Origin of the sequence: Desulforegula conservatrix Mb1Pa, from assembly GCF_000426225.1 — a bacterium.
Lineage (GTDB): Bacteria > Desulfobacterota > Desulfobacteria > Desulfobacterales > Desulforegulaceae > Desulforegula > Desulforegula conservatrix.
This window is the reverse complement of record NZ_AUEY01000104.1, coordinates 1-10,129: the sequence shown is the minus strand read 5'-3', so window position 1 is coordinate 10,129 and position 10,129 is coordinate 1. Positions and strand designations below refer to the sequence as shown.

8 protein-coding genes are annotated in these 10,129 nt (G+C 41.3%); 5 read left to right on the top strand and 3 right to left on the bottom strand.

The features are described 5' to 3' along the window. Positions 1 to 318: 318 nt before the first annotated feature. Positions 319 to 627 carry a transposase gene (locus tag K245_RS28620; RefSeq protein ID WP_156906855.1) on the bottom strand — a complete coding sequence of 103 codons (309 nt, stop codon included), beginning with the start codon at positions 625 to 627 and terminating at the stop codon, positions 319 to 321. Positions 628 to 922: 295 nt separating this feature from the next. Here K245_RS28620 and K245_RS0119535 point away from each other — a divergent pair, with 295 nt between their 5' ends. The 3 genes from K245_RS0119535 (at position 923) to K245_RS0119525 (ending at position 4,159) form a co-directional block, all read left to right on the top strand. After that, positions 923 to 1,867, top strand: a complete 945-nt coding sequence (locus K245_RS0119535) for an SDR family oxidoreductase (RefSeq protein WP_027360545.1) — start codon at positions 923 to 925, stop codon at positions 1,865 to 1,867. An 86-nt stretch (positions 1,868 to 1,953) separates the two neighbouring features. Next, positions 1,954 to 2,862, top strand: a complete 909-nt coding sequence (locus tag K245_RS0119530) for a slipin family protein (RefSeq protein ID WP_051284464.1) — start codon at positions 1,954 to 1,956, stop codon at positions 2,860 to 2,862. 187 nt (positions 2,863 to 3,049) lie between these two features. Further along, positions 3,050 to 4,159, top strand: a complete 1,110-nt coding sequence (locus K245_RS0119525; RefSeq protein ID WP_027360543.1) for an alkene reductase — start codon at positions 3,050 to 3,052, stop codon at positions 4,157 to 4,159. Positions 4,160 to 4,392: 233 nt separating this feature from the next. On the opposite strand, the gene K245_RS25570 is transcribed toward K245_RS0119525, so the two are convergent. Further along, the gene (locus K245_RS25570) at positions 4,393 to 5,937 is read right to left on the bottom strand and encodes a sigma-54-dependent Fis family transcriptional regulator (RefSeq protein ID WP_051284462.1); all 1,545 of its coding nucleotides are present in this window, start codon (positions 5,935 to 5,937) and stop codon (positions 4,393 to 4,395) included. A gap of 640 nt (positions 5,938 to 6,577) precedes the next feature. On the opposite strand from K245_RS25570, the gene K245_RS0119510 reads away from it, so the two are divergent. Both K245_RS0119510 and K245_RS0119500 read left to right on the top strand, forming a co-directional pair. Beyond that, positions 6,578 to 7,348, top strand: a complete 771-nt coding sequence (locus K245_RS0119510; RefSeq protein ID WP_027360542.1) for an enoyl-CoA hydratase/isomerase family protein — start codon at positions 6,578 to 6,580, stop codon at positions 7,346 to 7,348. Positions 7,349 to 7,623: 275 nt separating this feature from the next. Further along, the gene (locus K245_RS0119500) at positions 7,624 to 8,562 is read left to right on the top strand and encodes an alpha/beta fold hydrolase (protein WP_027360540.1); all 939 of its coding nucleotides are present in this window, start codon (positions 7,624 to 7,626) and stop codon (positions 8,560 to 8,562) included. Positions 8,563 to 8,630: 68 nt separating this feature from the next. Here the strand turns inward: K245_RS0119500 and K245_RS0119495 are convergent, their stop codons facing one another. Continuing rightward, positions 8,631 to 9,824, bottom strand: a complete 1,194-nt coding sequence (locus K245_RS0119495) for a transporter substrate-binding and LysM peptidoglycan-binding domain-containing protein (protein WP_027360539.1) — start codon at positions 9,822 to 9,824, stop codon at positions 8,631 to 8,633. Positions 9,825 to 10,129: the final 305 nt, after the last annotated feature.

The following is a 10,129-nucleotide window of genomic DNA, read 5'->3' as shown; positions in this document are numbered from 1 at the left end:
ACTATTTTTATGTACATCAAGGCCTACATATATGTTATTCTTCTTCATACCTGCCTCCATGGTTTTGGCTCTGTGTTTTTAGTCTCTAAAAATATAATCCACGTTTGCATGGATGGCAGGTTCTTTCTTTAGATGACAACCATGTTATCTACGCATCACACTTTTTTGATGGCAAATTAACCATAAAAGGCACTTCTTAAAGGACCGTCGCCAGCCAAGATAATTGTCAGGTATTTTGTAGCAACGCCATGAAAACGTTTCAGCCAGTTTTTAAACCTGCTGTTATAGGTATTAACCTTTTGGAGCTTAAAAGCTCCTTTAACCCGCTCGCCTTTGCTGAGATTTAATCTCATGATATAGACTCTCAGCTTTACAAAATGATTTATATGCAGAATGTCCGTTAGTTACAAGTAGCGCGTCCTCATCGATTACTGGCTTCAAGGTGGTTTTTAGGCTTAAAACACTGACAGAGCCGTTACCGGTAACAAAATCTACTATACGCCCCGCCCTGTCTCGGGCAATAAGAACGCAAACTTTTTCCTTCGAAAGGCCTCGCTTTGAAGATCTTTCTCCACGTTTGCGAGGTTTCCTGAGAATGTGGCGTGCTCCTTTAAAGGATTCTCGCAGATAAGTTTCATCCGCCTAAGTAATACCGTGCGAGGCGCATGGCCGATCTTTATCTGATAAATAGATTGGAAAATGTCGAAGCTTTTGCAAGGAAAAGAGACACCATTTGCTTAATCACTATAAGGCTTATATACTGACCGAAAGTTTTTTTATTAGCCCATATTTTTACGCAAAAAAAGAAAAATGGGATTCATTCCATACCTACTTTTAAAAACAATCAACCTGTAGATTTCAACAAAAATTCAATTCATGACCTTACACAGTATACTTTATTCAATTTTATGAGGAAGCAAAGATGAACAACAAGCAACAAATTCATGCCGTAACTGGTGCTTTCGGGTATTCTGGAAAGTATATTGCGCAGAATCTCCTTGATAAAGGATGTACTGTTCAAACGCTTACAAATTCTTTTATGAGAGAAAACCCTTTTGGAGAAAGGTTAAAAGTATTTCCATTTAATTTCGATGATCCTAAAAAACTTCGAGAATCTCTGGAAGGCGTTACAGTCCTTTATAATACTTATTGGGTAAGGTTTAATCATCAATCGTTTACACATTCTGATGCTGTCAGAAACTCACTTGTATTGTTTGATGCGGCAAAAAAAGCCGGGGTTGAAAGAATCGTTCATGTAAGCATCACAAATCCAACATCTGAAATGGATCTTGAGTATTTTCAAGGCAAGGCAATTCTTGAAAAAGCTATTGTTGAATCCGGTATTTCCTATTCAATACTGCGTCCAGCGGTTCTTTTCGGGAAAGAAGACATTCTCATTAATAATATTGCATGGGCACTTCGCAAATTTCCAGTTTTTGGTGTTTTCGGAGACGGTAATTATGGAATTCAACCGATTTATATTGAGGATTTTGCCAGTCTGGCCGTAGAACAGGGCTCCGTCCGTGAAAATATAATCATCAACGCTGTCGGTCCTGAGTTCTTTACTTATAGCGATCTCGTTAAAACTATTGGGGAAATAATCGGCAAAAACAGACCTATCATATCCATTTCCCCTCTGGCTGGTTATATTTTTTCAAAAATGGTCGGATTGCTGGTTAGAGACACTTTTTTAACATGGGAAGAAATAAAAGGACTTATGGCCGGGACTCTTGCGGTGGATACACCTCCTGTCGGAACCACAAAACTTACTGATTGGATTAAAAGTCATTCAGAAACATTAGGTAAAAATTACACAAGTGAATTAGCCAGAAGAATAAACAGGGATGTAAGATACCAGTCAAATTAATCGGTAAAGCAAATTTATTGCCCAATACCGATTTGAGGGGTCAAGAGTTCAATGAGACAGAAATCAAACAGGATAAGGAATTTGTCATGAACACCGATACGAAGCAATATGCCAAACCTGCCGAAGAACATGTTTCACTGGGTCGCACTCTGCGAGGAGTTATCTTTGTCATACCTTCCGTAGCTTTAGCGTTGATATTCTACACCTTAGCAATACAAGGGACCGTTTTACCTCAGATTGCAATCGGAACGACCATTATCACTGTTTTTCTTTGGAATGTTGTTGTGTCAGGTATTCGTGTGGCTGCACAATGGGAAAGAGGCGTTGTGCTTCGTTTAGGCAAATTTCGCTCTGTAAAAGGGCCTGGATTGCTATATATAATCCCTGTTCTTGATAGTGTCCGTTTTCTCGATACGCGTGTACTCGTTCTGAACATACCCAGGCAAAAAGTCATAACCAAAGACAATGTGCCAGCAGAAATTGATGCGGCTTTGTTCTTCATGGTTTCTGACAGCGAAAAGGCTGTAATAACAATCCAGGATTTTAAATTTGCTGTCGCACAATACGCCCAGGCCGCGCTACGAGATGTGGTCGGAGGTTTAACTCTGGACGAACTGCTTTCAGAAAGGGAACAGATACAGCTTCGCATCAAAGAACATGTTGAAGAAAGAGTCAAGGACTGGGGACTCAGCGTGGATTCCCTGCGCTTACAGGATATCGAATTGCCTGAAGATTTGAAAAGGATGATGTCCCGTCAGGCCTCTGCCGAACGTGAAAAAAGAGCAACCATTACAAAAGCGGAAGGTGACAAACTGGCGGCATCCAATCTTGCAGAAGCAGCAAAAATTATGTCAGACAGCCCTATAACACTCCAATTGCGCACTCTCCAAACCCTTGATGGGCTTGGGTCCAGCCCATCAAACACAGTCATTCTTTTCCCAGCTCAAGTTGGAGAACTGCTACATCTTGTTGCAAACAAATCTCCGAAGGAGTAGCATTTTTAAGAAGATATCAGCAGAACATGGCAATTGTTATATGAAAGACTACTTGCCTGAAAACATTTTTGACGTCTAACCCAAAAAACCGTGGCCCGATTCTATTTAAAATACCCGGAATTTGGCCATTCCTGATTTGCATAGTGCCCAATGACAACCGATATAAACTTCAATTAAGGAAAAATACTTGTCAAAAGAACAAGCACTTCTAAAGACTTACACACTTGGTGATATTATTCTGAAGAACCGTGTCGTCATGGCTCCTTTAACCCGCAGTCGGGCGGATAATCCAGGCCGTGTTCCGACAGATCTTATGGCTGAATATTATTCCCAGAGAGCCTCTGCCGGGCTGATTATAACAGAAGGATCTCAGATATCTGAAAGGGCTGTGGGATATATAAACACCCCAGGAATCCATTCGAAAGATCAGGTTGAAGAATGGAAGAAAGTCACCCAGGCTGTGCATGAGCGTGGGGGAAGAATATTTCTTCAACTCTGGCATGTAGGAAGAATGTCTCATCCTGATTTCCATAACGGAGAACTGCCCCTTTCGGCTTCAGCCTTGAATCCTAACTCCCAGTCTTATACGCCTCAAGGATTCAAGGATACTGTTGATCCAAAAGCCATGACCATAGAAGAGATAAAGGAAACAATTGGTGATTATGGCAGGAGTGCCAGTAACGCCATGGCTGCTGGAATGGACGGAGTCGAAATTCATGCATCCAACGGTTACCTGCTTCATCAGTTTTTTAACCGGACGTCAAACATCAGAACAGATGAATATGGCGGATCTATAGGAAACAGGACGAAAATACTTTTTGAGGTTATTGACGAGGTCAGGAAACATGTACCTGAAAACCGCATCGGTGTTCGCCTGAATCCTTCCCTGCATGGGGCTTTTGGCATGAGCCTGGATGAGGAAACCATTCCTGGCTTTGAATATATCGTAAAACGGCTCAATGATTATAAACTGGCATACCTGCATCTTTCCGAACCTTTTACAGATGTGACCAATGTGCCAGGAGCCGAACCCAATATAGCCGTTCATTTTAGGCCACTATATAAAGGGACTCTTATCATTAATAGCAATTTTGACCGAGATAAGGGAAACAGGGTTATTGAAGAAGGCCTGGCAGATTTGGTCGCATACGGAAAGCTCTTTATTTCCAATCCGGATCTTGTCGAGCGATTCGCCTGTGACGCCAAACTGAACGAGTGGGATCAGAATACTTTTTATACTCCTGGCCCCAAAGGATATACAGATTATCCTATGCTTGGTCAGGAAAAACCAAATTAAAAAAGAAATTTAGAATAAACCACCGGCTCAGGCCGGTGGTAAAATGATTAACAGAACCATTCAATTGTCTGAAATAGCATACAATGGAATCTGATGAAGGCAATTGAAACTATTCACGCTGAACTGCCTTATTACGGTAGCCGCAGAATAGCTTATAAACTTTGCCAGAAAGGGATGAGATTGGGCGTGGACATGTCAGCAAGCTGATGAAGCTCATGGGCATCTCAGGCCACTTATGATTCTATGGTCATATCAGGAGAAATTCCAAGCCTTTTCATCTTGGAATAAAGCGTGGATGGTTTGAGCATAAGAATTTCGGCCGCACCGCCAATGCCTTTGATGCGCCCTCCTGTTTTTTTAAGAACTGTTATTATGTGATCCCTTTCAGCATCTTCAAAGCTGAGGGCTTTGCGTGCATCTATTTGTGTATTTTCAGGGGGCTGGATGTGGAGGGTTTCTCCCTGGTTTGATATCATGGCGTTTTCCACCACGTTTTTCAGTTCCCTGATATTTCCGGGCCAGTGGTAATTTATAACTGCTTCCATGTCTTTTTCAGAAATGTGTTTAATGCTCCGATCCATGGATTTGGAAAATTCTTTCACAAATGCCCATACCATATCAGGAATGTCTTCATTTCTTGCCCTTAGAGGAGGCACATGAACCGGATAAACATTGAGGCGGTAAAAAAGATCAGATCTGAACCTGCCCTCATGAACCATTTTGAAGAGGTCTCTGTTTGTGGCAGCAATGATCCTGACGTCAACTTTTATGGGATAGGCGCTTCCGAGTCTTTCAAATTCTCCGTCATCAAGAACCCTTAACAGCTTGGCCTGAAGATCAAGGGGCAGTTCTCCTATTTCATCCAGAAAAAGGGTCGAACCATTAGCTATCTCAAAACGTCCGATTTTTCTTGCGGCAGCGCCAGTAAACGCACCCTTTTCATGGCCGAAAAATTCGCTTTCCAGAAGATTCCCCGGAACAGCTGCGCAGTTTACCTTGATCATGGTTTTTTTCTTGCGTTTGCTGAGCATGTGGACAAGCTGTGCGAACATGGTCTTGCCAGTTCCTGTCTCGCCAAGAAGCAGTACAGTGGAATCAGTTCCTGCGACTTGCTCAATTTTACCAAGCACCTGCCTTATGGCCTGACTTTTTCCTATCACGTTCTCATAACGGGTCTGGCTTATTATGGTTTCACGCAGATATCTGTTTTCAGCCTTGAGATGCTCTGACAGTTCATGAATTTTTTTAAACGCTTTTCTAAGTTTGATATCTGTCTGTTTTCTTTCAAGAGCGCTGGCAAAAATCTGGGCAAGCAGACGCATATGCTGGATGGACTGTTCTGTCCAGTTCTGATATTTTCTATATGATTCAAAAATAATTACTCCAAGAACAGAACCTCCGATCTTGAGGCTTATGCCAACGCATGATTTCAGGCCGACCCTTTCAGCATACTCCCTTTCTTCTTTCCAATCTTCAGGGATATCTGCGGGCAGCTTGGAAAGATTGACCACTTCTCCGCGTTTCAGCCTTTGTATAATATTAGGAACTATTGAATTGAGTATGATTCCGGGCGTTTCAGGCCATATATGCGCGGTGAATCCATGGCTTATCTGAAGTGAGTTTCCGTCGTCCTTGAATTCACCGAAAACGCTCTGGTCTATGCCTAAAAATTCGACAACCTGCCGAATGGCGTCATTGATCTCCTGATCGACCTCAGACGCAGGCAGATTTACAAACTTGGATGATATTTCATAAAGAAGTCGCTCGAAAACCATCATGCTTCAGATATTCCTTGGAAGAAAATTCTTAATTGAATATTCATTTAATTAAGATACATAAAAACTTCAACAGGAAAAACCACGGTATGGCTATAATTTAAATGAGTAATATCATCATGCCGAAACTTCAACAAAATCTTAGTTAGCATCAATTATCTGAACTCGCAAAAAATACGATTACCGTCATTCCTGCGTGGCCTGTCCCGATGAAAAACGGGAGCCTCAATCCAGAAGTATCTGAAAACACAAAGATGCCGCATCAAGCATGACGATGAAGCCATTTTCTGACTTTTTTATAGATCCTCAAACTTTATGTTTGTAAATTAACAATGTTCAGCTAATAAGTACATAGTTCTTCTGGATTCCGGCGCAGGCTGAAATCCAGAAGTAACTGAAAATACAAAGATACCGCATCAAGTCCGGCATGACGCCGAAGCCCTTTTTTGACTTTTTGCGAGACCATCAATATTTGCTTGTTTGGATAAGATCGAAGAAAAAAGAAAATTTCCCTTGATGGCATATGCTTGGTGATGCGGTAAGGAGATTTTTCAGATACCAGGATTCATAAAAAGAAACAGATGTTTATGGCTTTGAAGCCTCTATTTCACAACAACAGACCACCAGATTATACGGAGAAAAAATGGATCTTAAAAACGTTCTGCTCGAAAAAAACAATCATGTTGCGACCATCACCATTAACAGGCCGTCTGCAAATTCATGGAACCTCGGATTAATGGAAGATTTTGAAAAGGCTGTCAATGATGTGGAAAATGATAAGAATATAAGGGCCATCATAATCACAGGCGCTGGTGAGAAGTGTTTTTCAGCAGGATTTGATGTAAGTGATGCTGCAAATGCAGAAAAGACTGCCTCAATGGGCAGGACTCTATGGCGCCGTGTTGACCGTTTTTCTAAACCTGTTATTGCAGCGATAAACGGACATGCTCTCGGCGGCGGGCTTGAGCTTGCTATGTGCTGCCATTTCAGAATAATGACGGATAATGAACAGGCAAGGATAGGTCTCACAGAGCTTAATCTCGGCATTATTCCAGGATGGGGAGGAACACAGCGTCTCATGATGATTACAGGCAGGGCTAAGGCTCTTGATATGATTCTTTTCAGCCAGCGTTTGTCGGCTCATGAAGCCCTTGAGGCTGGCCTTGTTAACGAAGTTGTCCCAGCTGGGAAACTCATTGAAAAAGCCATGGAGTTTGCGGAAAAAATGGTGGCAAGACCTCCTCTTGCAGTTTCCGGAGTTCTTAAGGCCATGTCAGCAGGGATATATGAGGGCGTAGATGCTGGATTAAAAGTTGAGGCTGAAATGACTGAGATTGTTATGAAATCAATGGATGCTGTGGAAGGATTTACAGCGTTTATTGAAAAGCGCCAGCCAAAATTCAAGGGAGAATAATTTTTTCCTGGGCCAGTCTTCGATTAAAAACCACAGGATAAATGGAAATCCTGTGGTTTTTATTTGTAACACTGACCACAATCCGCATATGCTCATTTGTATTCTTATATTTGGCTCTATATAAGACGGGCTTGAAAAACAAATTTTTTGTTGATAAAGCCGGATGTATACAGGCATTACGTCGTGGCTTGTCCCTGTGAAAACCGGAACAGGCCACGACTGAGTGTCTGAAATCTGATTTTTTTTCGACCTTGTCAATAATGGAGAACTGCAAAATGCGTATCATAAAAATAACAGCGGCGGTCTTAACAATTATATTCGGCTGCATGCTGGCATCCATATACACTGCTCCTGAAACAACACTCCATGCGATTATAAACGCGTCGAGACTTTATTCCGGCCTTGAAAAAAAGTGCATAAATATTTCTGAAGATCTGCAATATGTCTATCTTGAGGGCGGAAAGGCTGATTCAAAGAACGAAGCATTGATGCTGCTTCACGGTTTTGGAGCAAACAAGGATAATTTTACAAATATTTCAAAACAGCTTACTAAAAATTACAGGGTCATTATACCTGACCATATTGGTTTCGGTGAGTCTTCCCATCCCGTTGACGCAGATTATTCTCCCAAAGCCCAGGCAGATCGTCTTCACAGACTATCTGCAAAACTTGGCATAAAAAGGATACATCTTGCAGGAAGTTCGATGGGCGGACATATTGCATTAACTTACGCAGCACTTTATCCGGAAGAAACGGCAAGTCTGTGGCTGCTTGACCCGGGCGGCGTGTGGAGCGCCCCTGACAGTGAGCTTAAAAAAGTTGCCGTTGCGACAGGTAAAAACCCTCTACAACCAAAAACATTCGAGGAGTATGCAAATATCCCGGAATGGGTCATGCACAGGCCTCCTTCTTTCCCGGTTCCATTCCTCAAAGTAATGGCAACCGAAAGAATCAAAAATTCAGTCATTGAAGACAGGGTCTTCAAACAGATTCTTGATGATTCTGTGGAAGAGCGAGTAAGAGATCTCAAAATTCCGACTCTTATTGTATGGGGAGAAAAAGACAGGGTTCTTAATGTTGCAACTGCCGAAATCCTGAAAAAGCTCATGCCTATTTCAAAGGTTATTGTAATGCCTGATGTGGGACATCTTCCAATGCTTGAAAAACCCTCAGAAACCGCGTCTGATTATATAAAGTTCAGGAATTCGCTTTAGTTAGGACATCCGGGCTGTGCCTTTTTAGGGCAATTTGGCCATCAAGGCAAACGTTAATAACAGCACATTCAGTTAAACCGCTTATCGTAAGCTTCCACTTCATTGAGGTCAAACTCTTTAATCTTGGGATTTGCAACCGTCTTTTTCTGACTTGGCATCTTGATAGAACTGGAATTAGCTTTTGCTTTTAAAACAGATTCAAGGGCAGAAATTTTCTTTTCCGGTGGTTCCGCGATCTTCTCAGGCGTCTTAGCCACTGGCTGAGGTTCAGGCGGCGAGGATTTAAGATTCGGAATTTTTATTTTCAATCCCGGTGTAAGAATATTAACAAGCTTAATTGTATCTATGTTACTTGAATGGATCACATTCCATTTTGTGGCATCATTATAGAATTTCCTTGCAAGGCCTATCAGAGTATCGTTTTCCTGAACTTCATAAATGGAAAACCCGAATGTTTTTGCCATGGAAACCTGTGCAAGCTGAGCATTATTAATATACTTGCTTATAAGCGAATTAAGTCTGCCGTTTTTCTGAATTTCCAAAATAAAAGAATTCACATAATCAAGAAGATCGGGATCTTCCTTGTTCACCCCAATCCCGTACTGATCAGCAGAAAGCGTTCCATCAAGAACATAGAAGTCTCTTTTCCCTGATGCATAATGATCAAGAAAAATCCTGTCATTAACTATGGCATCAGCTTCTCTCCTCTTCAGATAATCATAGGTCGAAAGAGTATCTGAAACTGGAATCAATCTTGCCCCTGGCAAAAGTTCCAATATCATTTTTTCGCTTGTGCTGCCCTTGGTTGTAACAATGGTTTTACCATCGAGATCATTATAGGTCTTTATGGTTCCCCTGTCCTTAGAGCGGATCATCAATGCGAGGCCAGTAGTAAAATAAGGCTCAGACAATCCTATAACATCCATTCTTTCCTTTGTTATCTGAAAGCTTGAGATTACAAGATCAGCATTTTTTTCCAAAAGCATCTCCGCCCTGTATTTAGGGCTGCTGATATGCTTCCACTCAGGTTTTACTTTCAATGATTCCGCTATCATTTTCCCAAGGTCAGGATCTATTCCAACAGCCTCACCTTTATTGTCCCTGAACTGAACAGGAGGAATATCATCACAAATTCCTATCCTTAAAGTTCCTGAATTTTTGATTTCCTCGAGATTTCTGGCGTCAGCATTATTCTGGCTACAGAAAACTGATAAAAAGACTAATAAAGAAATAATAACTGAAGACAATACTTTTTTTCCCATTACAAACACCATAAATAATTATACTTTAAAACTTTAGGCTGCCTCTAAAAATATCATTTTTCAGATATCTTTACTCACTTGTCTGTATTAGCCAAGAGAGCAGTTGTTTTTGTCAGAAATCTCAATGATATATAGGGCACAAAGCCCTTTTCGGAATTATAAAATAATCATAATAATCCCCTTAGAGCATTAATCTGTAGATTTTTGGCATCTGTTTAAACAGTCGTAAGCAGAGTTTTAAACCTAAACATGTTATATGCCAGATTTCTAAGCCCGATCTTGAGTTTTGCCCTGGCTGATCCGAT

What these genes read in the sequence shown, in the direction of transcription:
- K245_RS25570 (WP_051284462.1), bottom strand. Translation starts at nt 5,937, where the DNA reads ATGATGGTTTTCGAGCGACTTCTTTATGAAATATCATCCAAGTTTGTA.
- K245_RS0119495 (WP_027360539.1), bottom strand. Translation starts at nt 9,824, where the DNA reads ATGGGAAAAAAAGTATTGTCTTCAGTTATTATTTCTTTATTAGTCTTT.
- K245_RS0119500 (WP_027360540.1), top strand. Translation starts at nt 7,624, where the DNA reads ATGCGTATCATAAAAATAACAGCGGCGGTCTTAACAATTATATTCGGC.
- K245_RS0119530 (WP_051284464.1), top strand. Translation starts at nt 1,954, where the DNA reads ATGAACACCGATACGAAGCAATATGCCAAACCTGCCGAAGAACATGTT.
- K245_RS0119510 (WP_027360542.1), top strand. Translation starts at nt 6,578, where the DNA reads ATGGATCTTAAAAACGTTCTGCTCGAAAAAAACAATCATGTTGCGACC.
- K245_RS0119535 (WP_027360545.1), top strand. Translation starts at nt 923, where the DNA reads ATGAACAACAAGCAACAAATTCATGCCGTAACTGGTGCTTTCGGGTAT.